The following is a 26,792-nucleotide window of genomic DNA, read 5'->3' as shown; positions in this document are numbered from 1 at the left end:
ACCCGGATTCGGGCGGATCATCCGGAAAGCCGCACCGGCATGATCAGGTACCGGTAGCTGGGGTTGGCGCCCTCCTCCGGCGGCTTGCCGGTCAGCACCGCCGGCTTGGTCGGCGTGGTGAACGACAGCCGCGCCACGTCCGAGCCGATCGCCGCCAGCCCGTCCAGCAGGAAGGTGTGGTTGAAGGCGATGTTGATGTCCTCGCCCTCCAGCGTCGCCTCCAGCGCCTCGACGGCCTGAGCCTCGTCCCCGGTCCCGGCCTCCAGGACGACCTCGCCCTGGCTGAACGAGAGCCGTACGGGGGTGTTGCGCTCGGCCACCAGGGACACCCGCTTGACCGCCTCGATGAACGGGCCGGTCTGCACCTCGGCCAGGCCCGCGTACTCGCTGGGCAGCAGCGAGCGGTACTTGACGAAGTCGCCGTCCAGCAGCCGGGAGGTGGTGCGGCGGCCGCCGCCGGAGAACCCGATCATGCCCTCGCCGGTGCCGCCCGCGCCGCCGAGTGCGATCGACACCTCGGCGCCGGTGGTCAGCGACTTGGCGGTGTCGGCCAGCGTCCGGGCGGGCACCAGGGCGACCGCGGAGAAGTCCGGCCGCTCCGGCTTCCAGTGCAGTTCGCGCACGGCCAGCCGGTAGCGGTCGGTGGAGGCCAGCGTGACGGTCTCGCCCTCGATCTCCACCCGGACGCCGGTGAGCATGGGGATGGTGTCGTCCCGGCCGGCGGCGATGGCCACCTGGGCGACGGCGGCGGCGAACTCGTCGCTGCCCACCGCGCCGGCGGCCGGCGGCATGTCCGGCAGGGACGGGTAGTCCTCCACAGGCATGGTGAGAAGGGTGAACTTCGCGCTGCCGCAGCGCAGCATCACCTTGGCCCCGTCGGTGGTCACCTCCACAGGCTGGGGAGGAAGGCTGCGGCAGATCTCGGCCAGCAGCCGGCCGGACACCAGCGCGGTGCCCTCCTCCTCCACATCGATGTCCGTGGTGACCTGAGCGGACACCTCATAGTCGAACGCCGACAACTTCAGCCGGTCGCCCGCCTCGATGTGCATGCCCGCCAGCACGGGCACCGGCGGTCGCTGCGGCAGCGACCGGGCGGTCCAGGCCACGGCGTCGGCCAGGGCGTCTCTGTCGATTCGGAACTTCACGGGCCCCGCCTCCTGCAGGTGTCGCGTCGTGGTGGGTGGGCTCGGGGTCGTGTCGCGGAGCGCGCGTCATCCCCAGGCCCTGAGTTGAGTCGAGATTTTTCTTGAGTAGAGACAAGGTGCAGTACTCGTCATAGGGGCTGTGGATGTTGTGGAAGACCGCCCTTTCCGCAGGTCAGTGCCTGTTTCTTTGTCCACTGGGGGTGTGTGCGGCCGGTGGAGGAGGCGCGCCGGCCTGGGGACGGCGAATCCGTCCCCACACGTCGTCCCCACGTTGTCCCCCGGTTTTCCACGAGTTGTCCGCAGCCTCCGCGCGGAACATCCACCACTGTGGACCGTCGGACGATGATCGTGTGCGTTCTTGGCGGTCTTCCCGGCGGCCGTCCACCGGTGATCCCCAAGCCGTCCCCAGGATGTCCCCAGGTTCTCCCCAGGGCCGGGCAATGCCGTCCCCGGATGTGCACAACGGATCCACCGGTCGTCCCCAGGTTTTCCCCTGGGTTTCCACCAACGATCCACAGAGTTATCCCCAGCCTGTGTGCGTTCTTTACGTCGGGCTTCGTGTCGGACGGCGGAAGGAGCGCGCTCTGGCGGCGCGGCGCCCGTACGGGCACGGCGCCCCCCGAGGGACCGGCTCAGCGCTTGCGGGCCTGGTGCTTGATGCGTCCGGTGAGCTCGGTGACCTGGTTGTAGATGGCGCGGCGCTCGGCCATCAGCGAGCGGATCTTGCGTTCGGCGTGCATGACCGTGGTGTGGTCCCGGCCGCCGAACTGGGCGCCGATCTTGGGCAGCGACAGGTCGGTGAGCTCCCGGCACAGGTACATGGCGATCTGCCGGGCGGTCACCAGCATCCGGGAGCGGGACGGCCCGCACAGGTCCTCGATGGTGGTGCCGAAGTACTCCACCGTCTGCGCCATGATCATCGCGGCGGTGATCTCCGGCCCGGTGTCGTTGGGGATCAGGTCCTTGAGCACCAGCTCGGCCACCCGCATGTCCACCGACTGCCGGTTGAGGCTGGCGAACGCGGTGACCCTGATCAGCGCCCCCTCCAGCTCGCGGATGTTGGTGGCGATCTGCGAGGCGATGAACTCCAGCACGTCCGGCGGCGCGGCCAGGCCCTCCTGGCGGGCCTTCTTCTGCAGGATCGCGATCCGGGTCTCCAGCTCGGGCGGCTGGACGTCGGTGGTCAGGCCCCACTCGAACCGGTTGCGCAGCCGGTCCTCCAGCGTCACCAGGTCCTTGGGCGGGCGATCACTGGAGATCACGATCTGTTTGCTGGCGTTGTGCAGGGTGTTGAAGGTGTGGAAGAACTCCTCCTGCGTCTGTTCCTTGCCCTCCAGGAACTGGATGTCGTCGACCAGGAGGATGTCCATGTCCCGGTAGCGGCGCCGGAACCCGTCGGCCTTGCCGTCGCGGATGGCGTTGATGAAGTCGTTGGTGAATTCCTCGGAACTCACGTACCGGACGCGGGCCCCGCTGAAGAGGCTCTGCGCGTAATGGCCGATCGCGTGCAGCAGGTGGGTCTTGCCCAGCCCCGAGTCGCCGTAGATGAACAGCGGGTTGTATGCCTTGGCGGGCTGCTCGGCGACCGCCACGGCGGCGGCGTGGGCGAACCGGTTGGACGAGCCGATGACGAACGTCTCGAAGGTGTACTTGGGGTTCAGCCGGGCGTGCTCGGAGCCCGGCTTGGGCTCGGCCGCCGGTCGCCGCTGCCACGGCTGCTCGGGCTCGCCGCCGTCCACAGGGCGGTCGGTGCGGTTGTCCACAGGCCGCTCCAGGCGCCCGTGGTCCCGTCCGTGATCCACAAGGCCGTGATCCACAAGGCCGTGATCCACAAGGCCGTCCACCGGGGGCTGCCCGAAAGGGGGCGGCAGCGGTCGGCCCCCTGCCCCGAACGCGCCGTCGTAGGGCTGGGCCCCCGGGCCGGGCATCGGGCGGTGTCCCTGCCCCGGCTCCTCGGGCCGATGCCGCCCGTCGGGAGGCTGCCGGGGGTCGGGGAGCGAGAACAGCCCGGCCGGGCCCTCGCCGTGCCGGCTGCCGGCCCCTGCCGGGTCGTCGAACGAGCGGGAGTCCTCGTGCACGGCGCCGGGACGCAGCGGCTCGTTGCCGTGGTGGTCATGGCGCGATCCCGGCTCGCCCGCGGGCCGCTGTGCGTCCTCGTCGAAGCGCCCGTCATAACGGCCCTCGTAGGGGAGCGCGCGGTCGTTCAGAGGGGAGGGCGCGTGACCTCCGCGCCCCCAGGGCGCCTCGTCGTCGTATCCATGGCGCTGGCCGCCGCTGCCCTCCTCGCCATGGCCACGGGCCTCGGCGGGCGCCCGGTGACGTCCGCTTGACCCCTCGTCACGGGCATGGTGACGTCCCTCATAGCCGCCCTGATGCGGCGGGTACCCGTTGGGACGTCCGGGAGAGTGAGGGCCGTCATAGCCGCGCTCGCCGTGACCGTTGTCACGTGGCAGTGGATAGCCCTGACCGCCCGGCCCGGAGTAGCCGCCCTCGGGATATCCACCGGCTCCCCCGGGGCTGGGGGCAGAGCTGTGGATAACTCCGGGATGGGGCTGCCCCCCATAGGCCGCCGGTGGCTCGGGCACGCGCTCGGAGGGCGACGGGTCGGGCATCGGCTGGGGCGGCTCGGGCTGCACTGTCACCGCGACGCGGATCTCCCGGCCGAGCTCCTGGGACAGCGCCTGGGTGATGAGCGCGCGCAGCCGGGTCTCCAGGGCGTCCTTGGCGAACTCGTTCGGGGCGGCCAGCAGCGCGGTGCCCTCTACCAGGGCAAGTGGCCTCACCAGCGGCAGCCAGGCCCGGTAACTCGGCGGTAGGTCCCCGTCCGAGAGGGCTGCCAGCGTACGGGCCCACACCGACGCGAGGTCACGACCGTCCATACGCCACATCCCTCCCCAGGCTCCGTCGACCAGAGTCCCAAATCGGGTCTCCTGTCACAGGGGACTTACTCTCTCACGCGTCATCCACAGAGTTGTCCACACCTTGTGCACAACCTTTAGGTGGGGTGTGCAAAACTCCGTCGCGGGCTGGGGCGCGGGGGAAGGTTCCTGGCGGAGGACCGATCCGCAGCCGTCGCCGACAGGCTTGGAGGGGCTTGCCGGGGGCGGATCGGGAAAGCCTCGTCGGGCGACGGTAGTGGGTGGCGGCGGGTGCCCGCAACACGGGTACGGGATCTCCGCCGCCCGATTCCGGGCCGGCCGCGCCGGCGCCGGTTCCGTTTGACCGGACGGGGTCCGGACCCGTAACGTTCTACGGTCGAGTCGCTTCGACGGCGATCACGCGTGCCCGCGCACAGCTCTCCCGGGCGGCCGAGCCCTCATCGGCCGGTACAGTCGATGAGGCGAGCATCCAGGGCGAGCAAGGGCGGGCCCCCGCTGCGGGGGACCGGACGCGGCCGGCGATGCGACCGAACAGCCAGACCAACCTCAGGCACCTTACGGCCTGAAGGGATCCACGACCGCAGCACCGCACTGGAGTCTCGAGTGAGCAAGCGTACGTACCAGCCGAACAACCGCCGCCGCCACAAGAAGCACGGCTTCCGGCTGCGCATGCGCACCCGGGCCGGCCGTGCGATCCTCTCCGCGCGGCGCCGCAAGGGCCGCGCCAGCATCGCGGTCTGACCAAGCCCTCCCATGCTGCCCTCCGGTCACCGGATGCGGCGGCGGGACGAGTTCACGCTGGCCGTCCGGCGCGGACGCCGCGCCGGACGGCCTCATGTCGTCGTTCACCTGCTGCACCGTGCCGACACCAGTGAAGGCACCTCCCCCGCGCCCGGCGCCGGGGACCAGGCGCCGGTCCCCCGGGCCGGTTTCATCGTCGGACGCAACGTCGGCAACGCCGTCGTCCGCAACAAGGTGCGCCGCCGGCTGCGGCACCTGGTCGCGCAGCATCTCGACCGACTTCCTCCGGGTAGCCTGCTTGTGGTACGCGCCAATCCGGCCGCGGCCACGGCGCGTTACGACGAGCTGGCCACGGATCTCGGGTCGGCGCTCGACAGGCTGCTACGGCGACGGTCATAGGGGGTCGCTGGCGGACATGACCGCTAACGCAGGGGCCACGGCCCCCGGCGGGACGGCACGGAGCACACCGGCCGCCCGCGTACTCATGCTTCTGGTCCGCGGATACCGGCGCTTCCTCAGCCCGCTGCTGGGCCAGCAGTGCCGCTTCCACCCGACGTGCAGCGCCTACTCCCTGGAGGCGTTGCAGATACACGGAGCCCTGCGGGGCACGTGGCTGACGGCGCGCCGGATCGGCCGGTGCCACCCCTTCCACCGCGGCGGGTACGACCCCGTCCCCCCGCCCAAGGGTGACCTGACCCGTAGCGAGACTGCAGGCCGCACACCGAGCGGCCCCCCTATTGGAGAGCCCAAGGAGCTGCCCGGTGCTTGACTGGCTGTACGAACTCGTCGCTCAGCTCATCATCTGGATTCACAGTGGCCTGAGCACTGTGGTCGACCCCGACAGCGGCTGGGCGTGGGGCGGCTCCATCTTCCTGCTGACCGTCTTCCTGCGGCTGCTGCTGGTCCCGCTCTTCGTGAAGCAGATCCACGCCTCGCGCAAGATGCAGGAGCTGAATCCGAAGATCCAGGCCCTGCGCAAGAAGTACAAGAACGACAAGCAGCGCCTCAACCAGGAGGTCATGAAGCTCTACCAGGAGAACGGCGCCAACCCGCTGGCGGGCTGCCTGCCCCTCCTGGTGCAGATGCCGGTCTTCATCGGCCTCTTCCAGGTGCTGAACGGGATCTCCAAGGCCAAGGAGGGCGAGTCCAAGTACGGCATGTCGGCCGAGCTGATCCACAGCGCCCAGCACGCCGACATCCTGGGCGCCAAGATCCCGGACACCTTCCTCAACGCCTGGGGCACGGACCCGAAGGTGTGGAGCGCCATCGTCGTCACCGCCATCGCGGTGCTGGTCAGCTCCACCACCACGTTCTTCACCGTGCGCGCCAGCATGAAGCGCCAGCCGGTCATGGACGAGAACAACCCCATGGTCGCCGCGCAGAAGATGATGGTCGTCCTGGCCCCGCTGTTCGGCCTGTTCGGCCTGGGCTTCCCGCTGGGCGTGCTGATGTACTGGGTGACCTCCAACACCTGGACCCTGCTGCAGCAGCACTACATCTACTCCAAGTACCCGCCCGTCAACGTGACCGGCAACGGGGACAAGGCGGGCCCCGAGCCGGCCAAGGGGACCGGCCCGGCCAAGGGCAAGGGCGCCAAGACCATCCCCGCCCCCGCCTCCGGTGCCGCCAAGGGCAAGGTCAAGAAGGGGTCCGCGGCGGCTCCCGAGCCGGAGCCGGGGCCGAAGATGGTACGGCAGCAGCCGACCCGCAAGCCGCGCAGCAAGCGCAGCGGGTCCCCCAAACGCTAGATTGTCCATCCCGTCGACGAAGGAGTACCCGTGAGCCAGACCGACGCCACCGAGGTCGACGTCCAGGCGCTCGAGCAGGAGGGCGAGATCGCCGCCGACTACATCGAGGGCCTGCTCGACATCGGTGACTTCGACGGCGACATCGACATGGACGTCGAGGGCGAGCGCGCCCTGGTCGCGGTGGTCGGCGCGTCCCTGGACGAACTGGTCGGCAAGCGCGGCGAGGTGCTGGAGGCCCTGCAGGAGCTCACCCGGCTGGCCGTGCACCGCAAGACCGGCAACCGCACCCGGCTGATGCTCGACATCGGCGGCTACCGCGAGCGCCGCCGCGCCGAGCTGACCAAGCTGGGCCAGGACGTGGCCGCCGAGGTCAAGCAGAGCGGGGAACCCAAGCCGCTGGCCCCGATGACCCCGTTCGAGCGCAAGATCGTGCACGACGCGGTCGCCGCCGCCGGGCTGCGCAGCGAGTCCGAGGGCGAGGAGCCCGAGCGCTTCGTGGTGGTCCTGCCCGCCTGACCGCCTGCGGGGCACGACTCCCCGATCCCTCCGGTACGACAGAGTTCGCCGGGCCGCCCCGCGGCCCGGCGATCGCTTTTTGTGGGGGGTTGCCTCGGCCGGCCGCTTTCGGGCGGCCGTCCCGGCCGGATCGCGGGTGCCGGGACGGCCGCCCCCGTCTCAGGACGACTCTGTCCCGGGAGGGTTCGGCGTCGGGACGGGCGGTTCGCGCTGATCCGGTTCCGTCCCGGGCGGGTGCCGGGGTGGTGGGGCCGGTCAGATCCGTTCCTGCCGGATCTGGGTGCGCTCCTCCCCGATGTGGCGGCCGGGCTGCGGGGGCTGCGCCGGCTCCTGGACGTGCCCGGTGGTCTGCCCGGTGGTCCGCTGGAGCGGCTGGGCGACCGGGGTGGCCGGTGCGGCCGGTGCGGCCGGGTCCGGCCGGCCGTCGGGGGCGGCGTGCACGTGGGGCTGGACGGGCTCCGCGGGGGCGGGCTCGGCCGGGGCGGCGGTCTCCTCCGGGTGGACGATGTAGACCGGCTCCTCGTCGACGATCTCGGCGGTCGCGGCCCGGCGGCGCGGTCTGGTGTAGGCGAAGGTGAAGATCATGCTCGCGATGCCGACCAGGATGAGAATCCAGCCGACCATCTGGATGTTCACTCCGCTGAGATCGATCTGAAGGGCGAACGCGAGAATCGCCCCGATGGCGATGAAGGCTAGGCTGGTTCCGAAACCCATGAGCAGAGTTCCTTCCGGGGGTTGGGACACCGGCCTTCACCCGGAGTCCCGCGTAGGGCTTTCGCTGTGGTAGCTACCCGGTGGACGGTGAATATGCGGGAGAGCGCCCACCGTTCGTCCAGTACCAGGTGACCGCAGGTGCGGCCCGCGTTCCGGTCTGCCGGGGGCGCCCGGCGGCATGCCGGAATTGACCGCCGCTGACGGGAACGGCCGTCCGGCGGCCCGTGTGCGCGTCCGTCGCTGTTTGTGGAACGATTCGTACGGTGGGGGATCCAAAGTCGGTACCGGAGGCGGCACGGCAGATCTTCGGTGACGCGCTGCCCGTGGCGGAACGTTATGCGGAGTTCCTTGCCGATGCCGGAGTGGTGCGCGGTCTCATCGGCCCGCGCGAGGCCGATCGGCTGTGGGAACGGCACCTGATCAACTGCGCGGTGCTGGCCGAGGCGGTCCCGCGGGACGCGGCCGTCATCGACATCGGCTCCGGTGCGGGCCTGCCCGGCCTGGTGCTGGCGATCGTACGGCCGGACCTGTCCATCACGCTGCTCGAACCGCTGCTGCGCCGGACCACCTTCCTCACCGAGGCCGTCGAGCTGCTGGGCCTGGACAACGTTGAGGTGCGCCGGGCCCGGGCCGAGGAGGTCGCGCGCGACTACCAGGCCGACGTGGTCACCGCACGCGCGGTGGCCCCGCTGGACCGGCTGATCGGCTGGGCGCTGCCGCTGCTGCGGCCCGGCGGGGAACTGCTGGCGCTGAAGGGGGAGCGGGCGGCGCAGGAGTTGACGGAGGCCGGGCCGGTGCTGAAGCGGTTCGGTGTCCGGACGGCCGAACTGCACCGGCTGGGGCAGGGTAAGGTCGAGCCGCCGACGACGATTGTTCGCGTGGTCGCCGAACGGGTGCCGCGCCGCGCGAAGGGGTCGAGGAAGAGGTCTTCATGACGACGGGACCAGGACTGGGCTGGCCTGAGGCCGGTGAACCCGCACAGCACGATCCCGCCGGATTGGGCTGGCCGGCGGGAGACGACTCCGGGGACGGCCCGGCCGCACCGGCCGTGCCCGCTCCGGCGGCCCCGTCCTTCACCGCCGTCACACCTTCCGCTCCGAGCCCGTCCTCCGGACAGGCCGCCGCACCGGCCTCCGCCGCGGCGGGGGACGCGCCTTCGGGCCACGCCTTCTGGGGGAACACCACGTCCGGGACCGCGGAGACCGGTTACGTGCCGACCAGCGGCGGCACCGGCGCTCCCCGGACCGGGCGGGCGGCACATCGGGCATCCGCTCAGGGAGAGTCAGAACTCGTGCGCGAAGCGCTCCAGAACGCGGCCGTTTCACGTGAAACAGCGTCGGCACCGGTCCCCGCGGCCGTCCGCCCCGCCCTCCGGACGGCCGCGGGACGGGGCGGAGAGCAGTGGCCCCAGCCGCCCCAGTGCCGGGTGATCACCATCGCCAACCAGAAGGGCGGCGTCGGCAAGACCACCACCTCGGTCAACCTGGCCGCCTCGCTGGCCATGCACGGGCTCCAGGTGCTGGTCGTCGACCTCGACCCGCAGGGCAACGCCTCCACCGCGCTGGGCGTGGACCACCACGCCGACATCCCCTCGGTCTACGAGGTGCTCATCGAGGACCACCCGATGGCGGACATCGTGACGGCGGCCCCGGAGATCCCCAACCTGTACTGCGCCCCGGCCACGCTGAACCTGGCGGGCGCCGAGATCGAACTGGTCTCCAAGGTCGCCCGCGAGTCCCGGCTGCGGCGGGCGCTGGACGGCTACGACACCGCCAGGTTCGACTACGTCCTCATCGACTGCCCGCCCTCGCTGGGCCTGCTGACGGTGAACGCGCTCGTCGGCGCGGAGGAACTGCTCATCCCGATCCAGTGCGAGTACTACGCGCTGGAGGGGCTCGGCCAGCTGCTCCGCACGGTGGACCTGGTCAAGTCGCACCTCAACCCCCGGCTTGAGGTGTCCACCATCCTGTTGACCATGTACGACGCGCGTACCCGGCTGGCCGCCCAGGTGGCCGACGAGGTGCGCGAGCACTTCGGCGACGTCGTGCTGAAGACGGTGATCCCCCGCAGTGTCCGGGTCTCCGAGGCGCCCAGCTACGGCCAGTCGGTGATGACCTACGATCCGGGCTCCAGCGGCGCGCTCGCCTACAGCGAGGCCGCGTCCGAGATGGCCCATCGCGGCGCGGAGGGGACCAGATGACTCAGGCGATCCGGTACAGCACGGCGCGGGTGGCGCCAGGCGAGGTGACGAAGTGACACAGCAGCGGCGCGGTCTGGGCAGGGGGCTGGGCGCCCTGATCCCCACGGGACCGCCCCTCGGCGCGCCCGGGGGCATGGCCGGCGGGGACGGCATGGCGACCGCGCAGATGGAGCCGGTGGCCGGCGCCCACTTTGCCGAGCTACCCCTGGACGCGATCACGCCGAACCCGCGCCAGCCCCGTAGCCACTTCGACGAGGAGGCGCTCGACGAGCTGGCGGAGTCGATCCGGATCGTCGGGCTGCTCCAGCCCGTCGTGGTGCGCCGGGTCACGTCCGAGCGCTACGAGCTCATCATGGGGGAGCGCCGCTGGCGCGCCTCGCGGCGGGCCGGGCTGGAGGCCATCCCTGCGATCGTCCGGGAGACCGGGGACGATGACCTGCTCCGTGACGCGCTCATGGAGAACCTGCACCGCCAGCAGCTCAACCCGCTGGAGGAGGCGGCCGCCTACCAACAGTTGCTGGAGGACTTCGGCGCCACCCACGAGCAGCTCGCCACCCGGATCGGCCGGTCCCGCCCGCACATCACCAACACGCTGCGGCTGCTGAACCTGCCCCCCGCCGTGCAGCGGCGGGTCGCCGCCGGGGTCCTCACCGCCGGCCACGCCCGCGCGCTGCTCTCCCTGGACAGCCCCGAGGCTCAGGACGCCCTCGCTCACCGCATCGTCGCCGAGGGGCTCTCGGTGCGCGCGGTTGAGGAGATCATCGCCATGCGGGACATCGAGGACCCTCCCAAGGTCCCGCGTCAGGGCCGCAAGAAGCCGGTCGCCCCCGCGCTGCGCGCGCTGGCCGACCGGCTGTCCGATCGCTACGAGACCAAGGTCCGGGTCGACCTCGGCCGCAACAAGGGCAAGATCGTCGTCGAGTTCGCCTCGCTGGAGGACCTCGACCGCATCATCAAGGCGATGGCCCCCGATGAGCCCGGCGTCCAGGACCCCGACCTCTGATCTCCACCGCACCGAACGCCCCGGAGCCACCTCCGGGGCGTTCCGCTTTTTCGGGAACGGCCGTCCTCCGTCCATCGCCGCCTGCTCCAGACGCGCGAGCCGGACACCGGGTCCCTCGGACCGCCCCCGCGACCGATGAACCTGTTCATCCGGACGACCTGGACGGCGAGCCCTTGAGAGTGAGCGCGGATGGCGGACACCTGCCTCGGGCCGGGCGCTTCACCTGGACCCCGTCGGTCGCCTCGGACCCGCCCGTGCCGATGTCGTTCTACGGTCTGGGGCGTCGATGTTTCACGGGAAACGTCCGGGGAGGATGTTTCACGGGAAACGACGGCGGGCGATCAGGTCGCGGAGGGTGCGGCCGAGGTCGAGACCGGCGGCGGTGACGGCGCGGGGGAAGAGGCTGGTCTCGGTCATGCCGGGGGCCACGTTCACCTCCAGGAAGTTGACCCGGCCGACGGCGTCCACGATGAGGTCGGTGCGGGACAGGTCGCGCAGGCCGAGGGCACGGTGCGCGGTGACGGCGGCGTCGGCCGCCTGCCGGGCGGCCTCGTCGGAGATTCGGGCGGGGGTGACGAACTCAGTGTCGCCCGCGTCGTAGCGTGCGGTGTAGTCGTACAGCTCCCCGGCCGGGACGATCTCGACGGCGGGCAGGGCGACGGGCTCGCCGTCGCGTTCGATGACGCTCACCGCGATCTCGGTGCCCTCGACGTACCGCTCGATGAGGGCGGCGTCCCCGTAGGCGAAGCAGCCGACCATCGCCGCGGGCAGGTCGCCCGCCTCGCGGACGACCGAGACACCGAGGGCCGAGCCGCCCCGGGCGGGCTTGACGAACAGCGGCAGGTCGAGCCGGCTCACCACCCGATCGAGCAGGGCGGCGGCGCCGAGGTCGTGGAAGACCTCCTTGGGCAGCGTCACCGACGGCGGGGTGGTCAGCCCGGCCGCGCGCACCACCGACTTGGCGGTGGGCTTGTCCCAGGCGATCCGGCAGGCCTGCGGCCCGGCACCCACGTACGGGACGTCGAGCAGGTCGAGGACGTCGCGGATGGCGCCGTCCTCCCCCATGCTGCCGTGCAGGACGGGCAGCACGGCGTCCGGGGGAGCGGCCTGCAGCGCGTCCAGCAGGGTGGCGTCGGCGTCGCGGATCTCCACATCGAGGTCCAGGGAGCGCAGCGCGTCGGCGACCCGGCGGCCCGAGCGCAGCGACACCTCGCGCTCGTAGGACAGGCCACCGGCGAGGACGACGATGTGGCCGAGTTCGGGAGTGCGCAGATCGGCCAACGCCGTTCTCCTTCGTGGTCGTTCAGGCGGTGTCGGGGCCCGGGGTGTCCACACCGGAGCGCTCCGGTGCCCGGCCCGTACCGAAAGTGTCCCGCAACTCGATCTCCCGCTCGACCACGGAGGCCAGCCGGCGGACGCCCTCGCGGATGCGGTCGGGCTCGGGGTAGCAGTACGACAGCCGCATGTTCCGCCGCCCCTGCCCGTCGGCGTAGAAGCCGGTGCCGGGCACGTAGGCGACCCGGTCGGCGATCGCCCGCGGCGCCATCGCCTTGGCGTCCAGCCCCTCGGGCAGGGTCAGCCAGACGAAGAAGCCGCCGGCGGGACGGGTCCACGTGCAGCCGGCGGGCATCATCGACTCCAGCGCGTCGAGCATGGCGTCGCGGCGTTCCCGGTACATCTCCCGGAACGACTTGATCTGCTGGTGCCACGGCTGGGTCATCAGGTACTCGCGGACGGCGAACTGGCTGAAACTCGCATGGCTCAGAATGGCCGACTCGGCCGCCAGCACCAGTTTGGCGCGCACCGCGTGCGGCGCCAGCGCCCACCCGATGCGGAAACCCGGCGCGAACGTCTTGGAGAACGAGCCGAGGTAGATCACGTGGTCGGGGTCGTCGGCGCGCAGCGCCCGCATCGGCTCGCCGTCGAAGCCCAGCAGCCCGTAGGGGTTGTCCTCGATGACGAGCACCCCGTGGGCGGCGCAGATGTCGAGGAGTTCGGCGCGGCGGGCCGCGGTGAGGGTGACGCCGGCCGGGTTCTGGAAGGTGGGCACCGTGTAGAGGAACTTCACCCGCCGCCCCTCCCGGCGCAGCCGTTCCAGCGTCTCGCGCAGCGCGGCGGGGACCAGTCCCTCGCTGTCGAGGGGGACGTGCACCACGTCGGCCTGGTACATGGCGAACGTGCCGAGCGCACCCACGTACGACGGCGCCTCGGCGAGCACCACGTCCCCGGGATCGACGAAGATTCGGGTGAGCAGGTCGAGGGCCTGCTGGGAGCCGACGGTGACGATGACGTCGTCGGGGGAGCCGTGCACGCCCTCCAGCGCCATCACCTCGCAGATGCGGGCCCGCAGCTCCGGGTCGCCCTGGGCGGAGGCGTACTGCAGCGCTTCGGCGCCGCGCCGCCGGGTCAGCTCGTCCAGCATGCCGCCGATGACGTCGAGGGGGAGGGCGGCGATGTTGGGCATCCCGCCGGCCAGCGAGACGACTTCCGGCCGGGAGGCCACGGCGAACAGCGCCCGGATCTCCGAGGCCACCATCCCGGCGGCGCGGTCGGCGTAGCGGTCGGCGTACGGGTCTGTCCGCGAGTGCTGGTGCACGGTTACCTCCGGAGCCAGAGAGCGATATGCAAACTACGTCACCGTCGCGAGTGCGAGGAAAGGGCCCCGCGTCAACGACTCGCCCGGAGCGGCCGATATTCCCGTGAAGCCACGGACCGATGCCGGTTACCCGAAGTCCCCGTCCGATACGATGCCCGAAGGGCCCGTCGGGTTGCCGGAAAACCGCCCGACAGGGTGCCCGCGATCAGGGGACCTTATGGATCCCGTCCCCTGCCGCATCCGTTTCGGGCAGCCCGTGGTCGAGCGCGGGGACAAGCACCAGGGGGTGCCGATCTGGTGTCGCGTCGGCTGGTCAACATCACGCTGGACAACCTCGACGATCTTCCGCGCCGGTGTCGCGGCTGCGTGTTCTGGGAGCTCGATCCGGTCGGCGGCGAGCGGGCGGCGGAGGCCGGCGACCCGGGGCTGGAGAAGGAGGCGTGGATCTCCTCCACCCTGCTGGAGTGGGGCTCCTGCGGCAAGATCGTCTATGTGGACGGGGTGCCGGCCGGTTTCGTGCTCTACGCCCCGCCGCTGTACGTGCCGCGCTCGGTGGCCTTCCCCACCAGTCCGGTCAGCGCCGACGCGGTGCTGCTGATGACCGCGCACGTGCTGCCGGAGTTCTCCGGCGGCGGGCTCGGCCGGATGCTCGTCCAGGGGGTGGCGAAAGACCTCGTCCGCCGGGGCGTCAAGGCCATCGAGGCGTTCGGCGACCTGAAGGGCGAGGAGGGCGGCTGCATGGTGCCCGCCGACTACCTGCTGTCGGTCGGCTTCAAGACCGTACGTCCCCACCACCGCTTCCCGCGGCTGCGCCTGGAGCTCAAGTCGGCCCTGTCGTGGCGTGAGGACGTCGAGGTCGCGCTGGAACGCCTGCTGGGCTCCATGACCCCGGAGGGCGCCCTCCGTCCCGTGTGACGGACGCTCAGGCTCCCGGCCTGACATCGCCCGGGACGTGCTCCCGAACTCCTGGGGTGGGGGACCGGTAAGTACTCTCTTTGGACGGCCGGGACAATAACGGTGCGGCGAGGGTGTCTGGTGCATCCGTACGCCGCACGACGAGTGCGCCTGGCGACGCGGGAGGGCACATGGCGGACGTCTCCGGGATCCGGGCCGTGCTACGAGCGGGCGCCCATGCCCGTACCCGGACGAGGACGACGGGGGCATCGGGGGCATCGGGAGCGAGGGCGGCCGGGGCCTGTGCGGTGGGGCTCGCGCTGGCCGGGGCGCTGGCCGGGTGCGGTGCGGGCGAGGACGAGCGGAGCGGGCTGGGGCGGCCGGGCGGCACGCTCCGGATCGTCGGCGGCGCGGACGTCGAGCACCTCGACCCCGCGAGCGCGAGCGATGTGCACGCCCACGGCCTCAACCGGGTCTTCGCGCGGACGCTGTTCGCCACCAGGTCGTCCAACAACTTCGAGGAGACGCTGCCGGTCCAGGCGGACCTGGCCGAGCAGATCCCGTCCAGGGAGAACGGCGGGATCAGCAAGGACGGCCGGACCTACACCGTCCGGCTGCGCAAGGACGTCCGGTGGAACACCAGCCCGGCGCGTGCGGTCGTGGCCGGCGACGTCGTGCGCGGGTTCAAGCGGCTGTGCAATCCGGCCGCGCCCTCCGGCTACCGCGACCACTACATCGCCACGATCAAGGGCATGGAGTCGTTCTGCCGGGGCTACGCCGAGGTCGACGACGATGACGCCGAGGCGATGGCCACCTACCAGGACGAGCACTCCATCTCGGGGCTGAAGGCCACCGACGACTCCACGCTCGTGTTCAGGCTGACGCGCCCGGCGAGCGACTTCCTCAACATCCTGGCGCTGCCGTCCGCCGCCGCGGCGCCCGAGGAGTACGACCGGTACGTGCCCGACAGCCGGCGGTTCCGCCGGAACATCGTCTCCAACGGGCCGTACCGGATCGCCTCCTACGAGCCCGGCCGCTCCTACGTCCTGGAGCACAACCCCGCCTGGCGGGCGGACACGGACCCGCTGCGGGAACGGTTCGCCGACCGTATCCAGATCACGCTGGGGGTGGACTCCGCCGACGAGGTGCAGCGCCGGATCGAGCAGGGCGCCGCGGACCTGTCCTGGGACCGGCCGGTGCCGGTGCCGGCGATCGAGAGGCTGCGCGGGACCGCGGGTTTCGCGATCCGGCAGACCCCGGGGACCGGCCCGTACCTGCTGGTGGACGTGCCCGATCCACGGGTGCGGCAGGCCCTGCAGTACGCGGTGGACCGGACGGCGCTGATCGCGGTCTTCGGCGGACACGAGGTCGCGCGCCCGCTGCACACGCTGATCGCGCCGGGCAACGCCGGGTACTTCGAGCACAACCCCTACCCCACGCCGGGGGACGCCGGCGACCCGGGCCGCTGCCGGGACCTGCTCGCCGAGGCCGGTCACCGGAACGGGCCGAAGCTGACGCTCGCCCACCGGGACGAGCACGAGAAGATCGCCAAGGCCGTCCGGGAAAGCCTCGGCGACTGCGGCATCGAGGTGACACTCCGCCAGAAGGGTGGCGACCTCACCCTGATCTCCCCCGATCCCGACTGGTACGGCCTCAACGGCCGCTCGGCCCTGGCTCCCCTGCTCGACGGCCACCCCGACCCGCGGGTCGGAGGACTGGCCGAGGACGCCCTGACGGCCAGGAACACCGCCCGCGCCACCGGCCTGTGGAACCAACTCGACCGGCTGGTCATGCAGAACGCGACGGTCGTCCCCCTGGTGGACCGCGCCTGGCCCATCCAACGCTCCACCCGGGTCCGCGACGCGCTGTTCCTGCCGTCCGCCAGGACCTACGACTACACCCGCCTTTGGCTGGCCGACACCTGACCGGCCCGGGACGGGACCACCCCCGCACAGCGGCGGATCGGAGCGGCGCGGCGACGGGCCTACAGCCGGGTCGGTGAACGGCGGGGTGTGCTCTTCAGCGTGGCGGCCAGGTCAGCGGTGGGCGCAGGTTGCTCCCGGTGGATGAGGCGGCGGTGGGCGACCAGGGCGTGGACCTGACCTGGCGGCTGTTCCGGTTGGCCGGTGGGGGCAGGTGGTGGGCGATGTGGGTGATGTGACCGGCGGGCCCTACGCTGGGCGGGTGAGGCTGGCGGAACTTCGGGCGGTGGTGGGGGGCCGGGACTTCCGGTGGCTGTACGCGACACGACTGGTCTCCCAGATGACCGACGGGCTGTTCCAGGTGGCCCTCGCCGGCTACATCCTCTTCTCCCCGGAGCGGAACACCTCGGCGAGCCAGGTGGCGGCGGCCTTCGCGGTGGTGCTGCTGCCCTACTCGGTGCTCGGCCCGTTCGCCGGGGTCTTCATCGACCGCTGGTCGCGCCGGCAGATCCTGCTGTGGGCGCCGGTCCTGCGGGGCGGGCTGGTCGCCGGGACGGCGGCGCTGCTGCTGGCCGGGCACGAGGGGGTGGGCTTCTACCTCGCCGTGCTGGTGGTGATGGGGGTCAACCGCTTCTTCCTGTCGGCGCTGTCGGCGGCGCTGCCGCACGTGGTCCGGCGGGATCTGCTGGTCACCGCCAACGCGTTCTCGGTCACCTCGGGGACGGTCATCTCGTTCGCCGGCGGCGGGATCGGCTACCTGCTGCGGCTGGCGTTCGGCGGCGGGCGGGGCGGTGCGGCGGCGATCCTGCTGTGCGCGGCCGGGTGCTACCTGCTGGTCGGGCTGGTCGCCACCACCCTGGACCGCGGCAGGCTCGGTCCCGACCTGGACGAGGCGCCGCCGCAGACCCGAGAGGCGCTCGGCAACGTGCTGCGGGGGCTGACCGACGGCGCCCGGCGGATCCGGCGGGACCGCCCGGTGGCGCTGGCGCTGACCGCGATCGCCTTCCACCGGTTCTGCTACGGGATCACGCTGATCATGACCCTGCTGCTGTACCGGTACCTGTTCAGCTCGGACGTCGAGGAGGGGCTCGACCGGGCGGCCCTGGTGCTCGGAGTCTCCGGGCTCGGCTTCCTGCTGGCCGCCGTGATCACCCCGCCGGTGGTGCGCCGGATCGGCAAGAACGCCTGGATCATCGTGCTGCTGGGGTCCGCCGCCGTGCTGCTGGCGGTGTTCGGCCTGCCGTTCGCGGACCTGCCGTGGCTGGCGCTGGCGTTCGGGCTCGGCGTCGTCTCCCAGGGCGTCAAGCTCAGCGTCGACACGATCCTGCAGGAGCGCGTGGCGGACGCCTACCGGGGACGGGTGTTCGCCGTCTACGACATGCTCTTCAACGCGACGTTCGTGGGCGCGGCGGCCCTGGCCGCGGCCTCCCTGCCCGCCAACGGCCGCTCGCCCGCCATGCTGCTCGTCCTTGTTACCGCGTACGCGGTGGGCGCGACGGCCTACTGGACGTCGTCCGTCCGGATCGGCAAACCGGCCCGGCTGTAGACCGGCGGCCGGGGCCGCTCCCCGCCCTCCAGAACGCGACCCGGCCTCCGTCACTCACCCAGCACATCCCGCCGAAGACGCGGCGGTCACGAGACCTGGCGAAGGTGTGCAGCCACCGTGCTAGAGGGAGCGGGCGGCGGCGACCATGGCGGTGGTGATCTGGGCGATCTCGTCGGGGGTGCAGACGTAGGGCGGCATCGTGTAGATCAGGCGGTTGAAGGGGCGCAGCCACACGCCGTGGTCCATCGTGACCTTCTGGATGGCGGTGACGTCCACGGGCTGCTCGGTCTCGATGACGCCGATCGCCCCCAGGACACGGGTGTCCCGGACGCCGGGCAGGCCGCTGGTCTCGGCGAGCCCGGCCCGCAGCCCGGTCTCGATGGCGGAGACCTCGGCACGCCAGTCCCGGCCGCGCCCGTCCCGCCCGGTCAGCAACTCGATGGACGCGCACGCTACGGCGGCGGCCAGCGGGTTGGCCATGAAGGTGGGGCCGTGCATGAGCCCGCCGCCCTCGCCCTCGGAGATGCCGCGCGCCACCTCGTCGGTGCACAGCGTCGCGGCCATGGTGAGGTAGCCGCCGGTCAGGGCCTTGCCGACGCACATGATGTCGGGCACGACGCCGGCGTGGTCGGCGCCCCAGAACGTTCCGGAGCGGCCGAACCCGGTGGCGATCTCGTCCAGGATCAGCAGCAGCCCGTGCTCGTCGGCCAACTCCCGCAGCGCCCGCAGGTAGGCGGGCGAGTAGAAGCGCATCCCGCCGGCGCCCTGCACGACCGGCTCCAGGATGATCGCGGCGACCTCGCCGGAGTGCCTGCCGACCAGTGCGGCCAGCTCGTCCAGGTACGCCGGGTCCGGCTCGTCGTCGTACCCGCCGGGCGGCGGGGCCGCGAACAGCTGTCGGGGCAGGACGGCGGCGAACAGGTGGTGCATCCCGTTGACCGGGTCGCACACGGACATGTCGCCGAAGGTGTCGCCGTGGTAACCCCCGCGCACGGTCAGCAGCCGGTGCCGTTCGGGACGGCCCCGGGCCCGCCAGTACTGCAGGGCCATCTTGATCGCGACCTCGACCGACACTGAGCCGGAGTCGGCGAAGAACACCTTGGTCAGCGGCTCGGGGGTGAGGTCCACCAGCAGCTCGGCGAGCCGGACCGCCGGCGGGTGGGTCAGCCCGCCGAACATGACGTGCGCCATCCGGCCGAGCTGGTCGGTGACGGCGGCGTTGAGGACCGGGTGGTTGTAGCCGTGCACGGCCGCCCACCAGGAGGACATCCCGTCGATCAGCGTGCGCCCGTCGGCCATCGCCAGCCGTACGCCCTCGGCCGCCACCACCGGATGGTTCTCCACGGCGGCCGGCATCGGGCCGTAGGGATGCCACACGTGCTCCCGGTCGTAGGACCGCAGCCGTTCGATCTCCCCCGGGGGCAGTGCCGTGTGTTCCGCCATGGAGCCGAGCTTAGGCCCGGTGGCCGGAACCGGTCGCCGCCCCCATCGACAAGTCAACCCACTGGATCTTTGGAACGTCCTGCCTGTAGATCATTAGAGCATTGCGTGAATCTAAATCACAGTGCTGACATCCGTGAACCCTGCACTGAGCCAAAGGAATGCCGTGAAGCGCGCCCTCACCCTGGTGGTGACCTCACTTGCCCTGGCCCCCGTTCTGGCGCCGGGCACGGCCGAGGCCCGGTCCGCCCGGGCCGGCGGCATCAGCATCAGCCCCGGCACGGTCGTTCCGGGCGCCAAGGGCACCGCCGCGGTCACCGTCAAGGTCAAGCTCCCCGGCTTGGACCCCGCGTCGCTGGTGAACATCACCGCCCGCGGACCCCGGAGCGACCGCAACTGGGCCGACGCGAAGGACCCCGACGGTGACGGCGTCTTCGTGGGCACGCTGCGGTTCGACCGGATGAACGAGGCCGGCTCCTGGCGGATCGAGACGGAGATCTACGACGTCGGCAGCGGGAACGCCCACGCCGGGCCGTCGGGCAGGTTCTCGGTCAAGCGCCCCACCCGGCTGACCGTCAACGCCGCGCCCGAGCCGGTGAAGAAGGGCGCGACGATCGGGGTCGGCGGCAAGCTGACCCTGCTGACCCAGTACGGGAAGCCGGCTGACTACGTCCCCTACAAGGGGCAGCGGATCTACGTGTACTTCAAGCGGAAGGGCACCAAGAAGTGGGTGTCCAAGGGGTACACGACGACGAACAAGTCCGGCAATTACCTCAAGAAGTTCAAGGCCGCCTACGACGGCTACTGGTGGCCCCAGTACGCGGGCAGCGCCCAGTACGCGGGCGTGAAGAGCGGCGGCGACTACGTGGACGTCCGCTGACGATCCCCTAGACGCGGTGATCGGCCGGCCGAAGAGCGGGGCCGGCCGGCCGATCACCGTCCATCGGTCCCGGACCGGGGCCACGAAGGCGATGATCGGCCGCCGCCCCGGGGACGGCCGGCACGGGTCCGGTGCCTGCGGCGGGACCCGCGGGATCAGGACGAAGGTGGCTCCAGGCCCTGTTCGGACGCCCAGCGCAGGAGTTCGGCGGTGGCGGCCTCCTTGCCGATCACGCCCTGGTCCAGCCGGACGTCGAGCAGGTGCTTGTACGCCCTGCCCACCAGGGGGCCCGGCGTGATGCCCAGGACCGCCTGGATCTCGTTGCCGTCCAACTCCGGGCGGATCTTGGCCAGCTCCTCCTCCTCGGCGAGCCGGGCGATCCGCGCCTCCAGGCCGTCGTAGGTGCGCCGCAGCCGGTCCGCCTTGCGCTTGTTGCGGGTCGTGCAGTCGGCGCGGGTCAGCTTGTGCAGCCGCGGCAGCAGGTGCCCGGCGTCCCGCACGTACCGCCGCACCGCCGCGTCGGTCCACTCGCCGGTGCCGTACCCGTGGAAGCGCAGGTGCAGCTCCACCAACCGGGACACGTCGGCGACCACGTCCTTGGGGTAGCGCAGCGCGGTCAGCCGCGAGCGGGCCATCTTCGCGCCCACCACCTCGTGGTGATGGAACGTCACCCGGCCGCCCGCCTCGAACGAGCGGGTCTTGGGCTTGCCGATGTCGTGCAGCAGCGCGGCCAGCCGCAGCACCAGGTCCGGGCCGCGCTCCTCCTGCGCGATCGCCTGCTCCAGCACGATCAGCGAGTGGTCGTAGACGTCCTTGTGCCGGTGGTGCTCGTCGATCTCCAGCCGCAGCTTGGGCAGCTCCGGCAGCACGTGCTCGGCCAGCCCGGTGTCGACCAGCAGCGCCAGGCCCTCGCGCGGGTGGGCGGAGCAGACCAGCTTGGACAGCTCGTCGCGGATCCGCTCGGCCGACACGATCTCGATCCGCCCGGCCATCTCGCGCATCGCCCGTACCACCTCGGGCGCCACCGTGAAGCCCAGCTGGGCGGCGAACCGCGCCGCGCGCATCATCCGCAGCGGGTCGTCGCCGAAGGAGTCCTCCGGGCGGCCCGGCGTGCGCAGCACCTTGCGGCGCAGGTCGGCCAGCCCGCCGAACGGGTCGACGAACTCATGCCCGGGCAGCCGCGCCGCCATCGCGTTCACTGCGAAGTCGCGCCGCGCCAGATCGTCGACCAGGGAGGTGCCATAGGCGACGTCCGGCTTGCGCGACTTGGGGTCGTAGGACTCGCTGCGGTAGGTGGTGATCTCCAGTTGCAGGTCGCCCTTGCGCAGCCCGACCGTGCCGAACTCGATCCCGATCGTCCAGACCGCGTCCGCCCAGCCCTCCACCAGCTGCAGCACCTGCTCGGGGAAGGCGTCGGTGGTCAGGTCGACGTCCTTGCCGGGGCGGCTCAGCAGCGCGTCGCGGACCGGGCCGCCGACCAGCGCCAGCTCGTGCCCGGCCGCGGCGAACCGGCGGCCCAGCTCGTCGGCGGTCGGCGGGATCACCCGGCGCAGCAGCTCGGCGATCGCCTGGCGCTGCTGCGGGGTCGGTTCTTCGGAGGGAGCGGCGTTGGGCACGGGCATCGAGCGTAGGACCTCACGAGACGGCTTACAAACAGAAAATTTTGGCGGCGAATACCCGTTGAAGCGAAGGAATTTTGTTCCCAGTCTTCACAGGGTGCTAACCCCGCGTTACGTTCTGAGAACCCCGCGGTGAATCAAGTGAAGCATGGCGGGTATGCGGACAGTCCACCTCAGGCACCGGAGGTCGACGATGAAGGACGCTCTGACCATCCATCGGTCCCTGCTTGAACGGGAGATCGTGCACGAGATCGTACGGCTCCCCCGCCCGATCACGCAGGCCGACGAACTGCCCCGGATGCTCGATCTGCCCCCCGAACGCTGCCTGGCCACTCGGATGTACGGGTGCCTGGACGCCGCCCGCGGCGAGCGCTTCCTGGCCGCGCTGATCGTGCCGGCCGGCAGCCATCCGGACCTGGAGCCGGTACGGCGGGCCGTCGGCGCCCGGCTGATCCGCCCCGCCCGCCCCGACCTGGTCAACTCCATCGCCGACTACTGTGCCGACCTGGTCTGCCCCCTGCTGCTCCCCGACACCGTGCCCGTCCTGATCGAGCAGGACACCATGGACCTGCTGTCCCCTGACGTCGTCGTCTACACCGCCACCGGCGAGCCGCTGACCGCTCTGGGGCTGCGGATGGCCGACCTGTACGCGCTGAGCGGTGCCAAACCCGTGGGGCTCTGCCCGGCCGGGTGAGCGCGGCGGGGCCCCGGCGGAGGGGGATCTTCCGGCCGGGGCCACGGCGGCTTGGGGGGCCTTCGAGCACGGGTGCGGCGGGTGATCGGGGCCAGGGTCCGGCATGACGGTCGGACGAGAGGTGCGGCGGCACTAACATCGACGCGTGATCCGGAGTTCCGGCACCCTTCGCAAATGGACGGTTATGGCTTGAGGGTGTGGCGACGCGCGGCCGTTCTGGCCGTGCTCTCGTGTTACGTCACCGCGACCCCCGCGATGGCGTCTCCACAGCAGGTCCCGGCGGAAGCTCCGGGAAGCCCCGCCACGGAGGCGCGGGCGGCCGTGGTGAGCCCAGCCGAGCCGGGGCGGAGCACCGTCCAGACCCCGCTGAGCCTGGCGATAACCAACATCAACCGCACGGTGACCGCCAAGACCAGGCTCACCCTGCGGGGACACGTGGTGAACCGCTCCGGTCAGCCGCTGGCCGGCGTCCGCTACCGGCTGCGCTACAGCAACCAGCTCATCGGCAACCGCGGCCAGCTCGCCCAGCTCTCCCGGACCAGTGTGGCGAACCTGCCGGCCGTCACCGCCGACCAGCCGCTCGGCAACGGCACCCTGCCCGCCGCCGCCGGCACCCAGGTCCCCTGGAAGATCGAGGTCCCCGTCAAGTCCCTGGGCTTCGGCAACAAGTTCGGCGCGTACCCGGTCGGCGTGGAGTTCTACACCCAGGCCGGCCAGCCGCTGGCCGGGCAGGTCACCTTCCTGGTCTGGCAGCCGCCGGGCAAGCGGTGGTTCAAGCCGACCTCGATCGGCTGGGTGTGGCCGCTGACCGACCGGATGCACCGCACCGGCGACGCCGCCTTCCTCGACGACCGGCTGGAGACCGACCTGGCGCCGCAGGGCCGGCTGGGCGGGCTGGTCACCGCCGCCGAGAAGACCCCCACCCCGATCACCTGGGCGGTCGATCCGGCGCTGCTGGACGACGCGGAGGCGATGACCAAGGGGTACACCGTCCGACCCCCCGGCAAGAACGCCACCAAGAAGCCCGCGAGCGCGACGGCCAAGGGCTGGCTGGACCGGCTCAGGAGGGTCTCCGCCGGCGACCCCTACTTCGCCCTGCCGTACGCCGACGTGGACGCCGACGCGCTGGTCCGCAACAAGCTGAGCAGGCATCTGCAGGTCGGCTACGGCCATATGAAGGTCGCCGCCGACATCCTGGGACGCCAGCCCACCAGCAAGATCGCCTGGCCGGTGCCGGGGGTGTCGGAGAACCGGACCCTGTCGACCATGGCCGAGCTGGGCAGCGAGACGTTCCTGATGAACAGCGCGGTGTTCCAGCCCGCCAACGGCACCTACACGCCCAGCGCCCCGGCCTCGGTGCAGACCTCCGCCGGCCCGCGGGCGGTGGTCACCTACGACCCGGTGCTCAGCGACATCGTCAGCGCCGACACCCGCGACCCCGGCGCCCGGCTGCTGGCCGAGCAGCGCTTCCTGGCCGAGACCGCGATGATCACGGCGGAGCTGCCGCAGGTCGCCCGTACCATCGTGATCGCCCCCGACCGCCGCTGGAACCCCGACCCCGGCTTCGCCCAGAACCTGCTGAAGTGGACCGACCAGGCGGCGTGGCTGGACCCCGCGCAGATCGACCAGATCGCCCGGACCCGGCCCCAGCAGCCGCTGACCTTCACCGGCTACCCGGACTCCTACGCGGCCTACGAGCTGGGCCGCAAGTACCTCGGCGAGGTCAGGAAGATCGCCAACCGCGCCACCGGGTTCTCCGCCATCCTCGTCGAACCGGCCTCCCACCCCTACGAGCGGGCGGTGCTGCGGCTGGAGTCGGGGTCCTGGCGCGGCAACAGCACGCTGGCCCGCCGCGCCCGCTCCGCCCGCGACGAGCTCTCCCGGCAGCTCACGGCCGAGATCGACAAGGTCCGGCTGACCAGCCGGGACCGCAGCTCCATCCAGCTCGCCGGGCGCACCGGCCGGATCCTGATCACCTTCAACAACGGCCTGGACCACAGCGTCCGGCTGAACGTCAGGATCACCTCGCGGTTGCCGGCCAAGCTCCAGATCGGCAAGTACGAGTCCGAACTCCGGCTGGGCCCGCACGAGAACGGCTCGATCTACTTCGAGGTGGAGTCCTACGCCCAGGGCACCGCCTTCGTCGACGTCGAACTGCTCACCCCGCAGAACAAGAGCTACCGCAAGCCCCACACGCTGACGATCAAGACCACCGGCTACGGCCAGGTCGCCCTGCTTATCACCGGGGGCGCGCTTGCCGTACTCTTCGTCGGCGTCGGGTTCCGCGCGATGAGGGCACGGCGCCGCAACAAGATGGAGGCATCTGGTGACGGGTCACCCGGAGGCGAACCACCCTGGGCGGACGACGCCGGCCGTCCCGCAGCACCGTAACCCGGCGGGCGGGCCGCCGCCGGACGGCCCTCCGGTGGGACGTCACCACGCGCCGCCCTCCGCCGGACCGCCCCAAGCGGCACCGCCACCGGCTGAGACCCCGGCCTCACCTGGCGCCGCCGCCGAACCGGCCAAGGGCGGGCGCGGGGCGAACCTGCTGAGGTCCGGCGCCATGATGGCGCTCGGGACGCTCGCGTCCCGGATCACCGGCTTCCTGCGCACCGCCGTCCTGGGCGCCGCTCTGGGCACCGCCGCCCTCGGCGACGCCTACAACACCGCCAACACCATCCCGGTCATCGTCTACGACCTGCTGCTCGGCGGCATCCTGACCTCGGTGGTCGTGCCGCTGATCGTGCGGGCCAAGGAGCGCGACCCGCAGTACGGCGTCCGGTTCGAGCAGCGGCTGTTCACGCTGGCGGTGCTGGGGCTGGCGATGATGACGGCCGTCGCGGTGCTGCTCGGCCCGATCTTCATCGACTACATCTACGGGCGTGACTTCACCGGCGACAAACGCGACCTGGCGGTGCTGTTCACCCAGCTGTTCGCGGTGCAGATCTTCTTCCTGGGGCTGAGCGCCTTCGGCGGGGCCATCCTCAACACCCGCAACCGGTTCGCCGCGCCGATGTGGGCGCCGGTGCTCAACAACATCGTCATCTGCTGCACCGGCGTGGCGTTCATCCTGGTGGTCACCGGGACGGTCACCCCCGAATCGATCACCGGCGGGCAGGTGGCGATCCTGGCCGGCGGCACCATCGGCGGGATCGCGCTGCAGACGCTGGCGCTGTGGCCGTCGCTGCGCGGCTCCGGGTTCCGCTGGCGGCCCCGGCTGGACTTCCAGCGCGGCGAGCTCGGCCAGATCCTGGGGATGGCCGGCTGGAGCCTGCTGTACCTGGTGCTGACGCAGACCGGCTTCGCGGTGACCACCTCGCTGCTCAACAGCGCCGGCGAGCAGGCCCCCGGGCACGGCTACAGCCCCTACTCCTACGCCTACCAGCTCTTCCAGCTGCCGTACGCGATCATCGGCGTCACGGTGATCACCGCGCTGCTGCCCCGGATGAGCGCGCACGCCGCCGAGGGCAGGACCGCGCTGGTGCGGGACGACTTCTCCGCCGGGATGCGGCTGGCCTCGGTGATCATCCTGCCCGCCGCCGCGCTGATGGTGGTGCTCGGGCCGGAGATCATCGCGGTGGCGCTGGAGCACGGCAACATCGACCACCAGGCCGGTCTGGTGATCGCGCACATCATGCAGGTGTTCGCGGTCGCGCTGGTGCCGTTCGCCATCTACCAGCTCACGCTGCGGGTGTTCTACGCGCACGGCGACACCCGCACCCCCGCGTTCATCGCCGTCGCCACCGTCGCCACGAACGTCGCCCTGGCGTTCACCGCTTACCATGTGCTGGAGGCCGAGCAGGTCGCGATCGGCATCGCCGCCGGGTTCGCGGTCGCCAACACGGTCGGCCTGCTGGTGTCCTGGACGGTGCTGCGCCGCAAGCTCGGCGGCATGGACGGCCGCCGGATCGCCGGCGCCCATCTCAAGCTGCTGGTCGCGATCTGGCCGCTGATCGGGTTCGCCTACGCCGTGCAGGCCATCGTGGACGCCTGGCTCGGCCCGGGATTCGCCCCCGCTCTGCTGTCGCTGATCGTCGGCAGCGCCGGAGGTGGCATCCTGTACGTGGTCTTCGCCAGGCTGCTGCGGGTCGCGGAGGTGCAGACGATGCTGTCCACCGTTTCCCGGCGGCTGCCCGGCCGCGGCTGAACGTCCCGTATCCCGGCGGGGACAACGTGCTCGCCTGGACGTTCATCACAAATTCCGGTCAGGGTGAAGGACGCGCGGTGATTAGACGGTCCAGCCAACCGGGCAACC

The 26,792-nt window shown here is 71.5% G+C and carries 22 protein-coding genes; 15 read left to right on the top strand and 7 right to left on the bottom strand.

Going from position 1 to position 26,792, the window contains the following annotated elements:
• Window positions 1-17: 17 nt before the first annotated feature.
• Together dnaN and dnaA are read right to left on the bottom strand one after the other, a co-directional pair.
• Window positions 18-1,145, bottom strand: a complete 1,128-nt coding sequence (gene dnaN, locus C4U03_RS28235; RefSeq protein ID WP_103941840.1) for a DNA polymerase III subunit beta — start codon at window positions 1,143-1,145, stop codon at window positions 18-20.
• 632 nt (window positions 1,146-1,777) lie between these two features.
• Window positions 1,778-4,024 carry a chromosomal replication initiator protein DnaA gene (dnaA, locus tag C4U03_RS42890; protein ID WP_103941838.1) on the bottom strand — a complete coding sequence of 749 codons (2,247 nt, stop codon included), beginning with the start codon at window positions 4,022-4,024 and terminating at the stop codon, window positions 1,778-1,780.
• Between the two features lie 603 nt (window positions 4,025-4,627).
• Here dnaA and rpmH point away from each other — a divergent pair.
• From rpmH to C4U03_RS28205, 5 genes are read left to right on the top strand one after another with little or no spacing between them, the layout of a single operon-like run.
• On the top strand, window positions 4,628-4,765 hold the full coding sequence (gene rpmH / locus C4U03_RS28225) for a 50S ribosomal protein L34 (RefSeq protein ID WP_103941836.1): 138 nt from the start codon (window positions 4,628-4,630) through the stop codon (window positions 4,763-4,765).
• Between the two features lie 12 nt (window positions 4,766-4,777).
• Window positions 4,778-5,164, top strand: a complete 387-nt coding sequence (gene rnpA, locus C4U03_RS28220; RefSeq protein WP_103941834.1) for a ribonuclease P protein component — start codon at window positions 4,778-4,780, stop codon at window positions 5,162-5,164.
• Window positions 5,165-5,180: 16 nt separating this feature from the next.
• Complete coding sequence (yidD, locus tag C4U03_RS28215) at window positions 5,181-5,534, top strand: membrane protein insertion efficiency factor YidD (protein WP_103941832.1); 354 nt, start codon at window positions 5,181-5,183, stop codon at window positions 5,532-5,534.
• Window positions 5,527-6,513, top strand: a complete 987-nt coding sequence (gene yidC / locus C4U03_RS28210; protein ID WP_103941830.1) for a membrane protein insertase YidC — start codon at window positions 5,527-5,529, stop codon at window positions 6,511-6,513. The genes yidD and yidC overlap by 8 nt, the downstream gene beginning before the upstream one ends.
• A 30-nt stretch (window positions 6,514-6,543) precedes the next feature.
• Window positions 6,544-7,029: a Jag family protein gene (locus C4U03_RS28205; RefSeq protein ID WP_103941827.1), complete on the top strand. Its 486-nt coding sequence runs from the start codon at window positions 6,544-6,546 to the stop codon at window positions 7,027-7,029.
• 255 nt (window positions 7,030-7,284) lie between these two features.
• Here the strand turns inward: C4U03_RS28205 and C4U03_RS28200 are convergent, their stop codons facing one another.
• Window positions 7,285-7,743, bottom strand: coding sequence for a DUF6458 family protein (locus C4U03_RS28200; RefSeq protein ID WP_103941825.1), 459 nt, complete (start codon window positions 7,741-7,743; stop codon window positions 7,285-7,287).
• 263 nt (window positions 7,744-8,006) lie between these two features.
• Between C4U03_RS28200 and rsmG the strand changes: the two genes are divergently transcribed.
• The 3 genes from rsmG to C4U03_RS28185 all read left to right on the top strand — a co-directional run bounded on the left by rsmG (window position 8,007) and on the right by C4U03_RS28185 (window position 10,946).
• Window positions 8,007-8,678 (top strand): 16S rRNA (guanine(527)-N(7))-methyltransferase RsmG, encoded by a 672-nt coding sequence (rsmG, locus tag C4U03_RS28195; RefSeq protein WP_200827523.1) that lies wholly within the window; start codon window positions 8,007-8,009, stop codon window positions 8,676-8,678.
• 356 nt (window positions 8,679-9,034) lie between these two features.
• Window positions 9,035-9,943 (top strand): ParA family protein, encoded by a 909-nt coding sequence (locus tag C4U03_RS28190; protein ID WP_103941824.1) that lies wholly within the window; start codon window positions 9,035-9,037, stop codon window positions 9,941-9,943.
• 52 nt (window positions 9,944-9,995) lie between these two features.
• Window positions 9,996-10,946 (top strand): ParB/RepB/Spo0J family partition protein, encoded by a 951-nt coding sequence (locus tag C4U03_RS28185; RefSeq protein WP_103941823.1) that lies wholly within the window; start codon window positions 9,996-9,998, stop codon window positions 10,944-10,946.
• A gap of 318 nt (window positions 10,947-11,264) precedes the next feature.
• On the opposite strand, the gene C4U03_RS28180 is transcribed toward C4U03_RS28185, so the two are convergent.
• On the bottom strand, window positions 11,265-12,227 hold the full coding sequence (locus C4U03_RS28180; protein ID WP_103941820.1) for a D-alanine--D-alanine ligase family protein: 963 nt from the start codon (window positions 12,225-12,227) through the stop codon (window positions 11,265-11,267).
• A gap of 22 nt (window positions 12,228-12,249) precedes the next feature.
• Window positions 12,250-13,482 carry an aminotransferase-like domain-containing protein gene (locus tag C4U03_RS28175; protein WP_103941901.1) on the bottom strand — a complete coding sequence of 411 codons (1,233 nt, stop codon included), beginning with the start codon at window positions 13,480-13,482 and terminating at the stop codon, window positions 12,250-12,252.
• A 357-nt stretch (window positions 13,483-13,839) separates the two neighbouring features.
• Here C4U03_RS28175 and C4U03_RS28170 point away from each other — a divergent pair, with 357 nt between their 5' ends.
• The 3 genes from C4U03_RS28170 (at window position 13,840) to C4U03_RS28160 (ending at window position 17,904) form a co-directional block, all read left to right on the top strand.
• On the top strand, window positions 13,840-14,457 hold the full coding sequence (locus C4U03_RS28170; protein ID WP_103941817.1) for a GNAT family N-acetyltransferase: 618 nt from the start codon (window positions 13,840-13,842) through the stop codon (window positions 14,455-14,457).
• Window positions 14,458-14,627: 170 nt separating this feature from the next.
• Window positions 14,628-16,361 carry an ABC transporter substrate-binding protein gene (locus C4U03_RS28165; protein ID WP_103941815.1) on the top strand — a complete coding sequence of 578 codons (1,734 nt, stop codon included), beginning with the start codon at window positions 14,628-14,630 and terminating at the stop codon, window positions 16,359-16,361.
• Window positions 16,362-16,620: 259 nt separating this feature from the next.
• Window positions 16,621-17,904, top strand: coding sequence for an MFS transporter (locus C4U03_RS28160; RefSeq protein ID WP_103941899.1), 1,284 nt, complete (start codon window positions 16,621-16,623; stop codon window positions 17,902-17,904).
• A gap of 120 nt (window positions 17,905-18,024) precedes the next feature.
• Here the strand turns inward: C4U03_RS28160 and C4U03_RS28155 are convergent, their stop codons facing one another.
• Window positions 18,025-19,347, bottom strand: a complete 1,323-nt coding sequence (locus tag C4U03_RS28155) for an adenosylmethionine--8-amino-7-oxononanoate transaminase (protein ID WP_103941814.1) — start codon at window positions 19,345-19,347, stop codon at window positions 18,025-18,027.
• A 163-nt stretch (window positions 19,348-19,510) separates the two neighbouring features.
• Here C4U03_RS28155 and C4U03_RS28150 point away from each other — a divergent pair, with 163 nt between their 5' ends.
• A complete protein-coding gene (locus C4U03_RS28150) occupies window positions 19,511-20,224 on the top strand; it encodes a hypothetical protein (protein WP_103941812.1) in 714 nt (237 codons plus the stop codon).
• Window positions 20,225-20,379: 155 nt separating this feature from the next.
• Here C4U03_RS28150 and C4U03_RS28145 read toward each other — a convergent pair whose 3' ends face one another.
• The gene (locus tag C4U03_RS28145; protein WP_103941810.1) at window positions 20,380-21,846 is read right to left on the bottom strand and encodes a CCA tRNA nucleotidyltransferase; all 1,467 of its coding nucleotides are present in this window, start codon (window positions 21,844-21,846) and stop codon (window positions 20,380-20,382) included.
• Window positions 21,847-22,036: 190 nt separating this feature from the next.
• Here C4U03_RS28145 and C4U03_RS28140 point away from each other — a divergent pair, with 190 nt between their 5' ends.
• The 3 genes from C4U03_RS28140 (at window position 22,037) to murJ (ending at window position 26,684) form a co-directional block, all read left to right on the top strand.
• Window positions 22,037-22,537 (top strand): aminoacyl-tRNA deacylase, encoded by a 501-nt coding sequence (locus C4U03_RS28140; RefSeq protein ID WP_103941809.1) that lies wholly within the window; start codon window positions 22,037-22,039, stop codon window positions 22,535-22,537.
• Window positions 22,538-22,711: 174 nt separating this feature from the next.
• Complete coding sequence (locus C4U03_RS28130; RefSeq protein ID WP_268817545.1) at window positions 22,712-24,928, top strand: DUF6049 family protein; 2,217 nt, start codon at window positions 22,712-22,714, stop codon at window positions 24,926-24,928.
• A gap of 34 nt (window positions 24,929-24,962) precedes the next feature.
• Window positions 24,963-26,684, top strand: a complete 1,722-nt coding sequence (murJ, locus tag C4U03_RS28125) for a murein biosynthesis integral membrane protein MurJ (RefSeq protein WP_407701459.1) — start codon at window positions 24,963-24,965, stop codon at window positions 26,682-26,684.
• Window positions 26,685-26,792: the final 108 nt, after the last annotated feature.

This window comes from Thermomonospora echinospora (assembly GCF_900108175.1).
GTDB classification, from domain to species: Bacteria; Actinomycetota; Actinomycetes; order Streptosporangiales; family Streptosporangiaceae; genus Thermomonospora; species Thermomonospora echinospora.
This window is presented reverse-complemented; position numbering and strand designations above follow the sequence as displayed.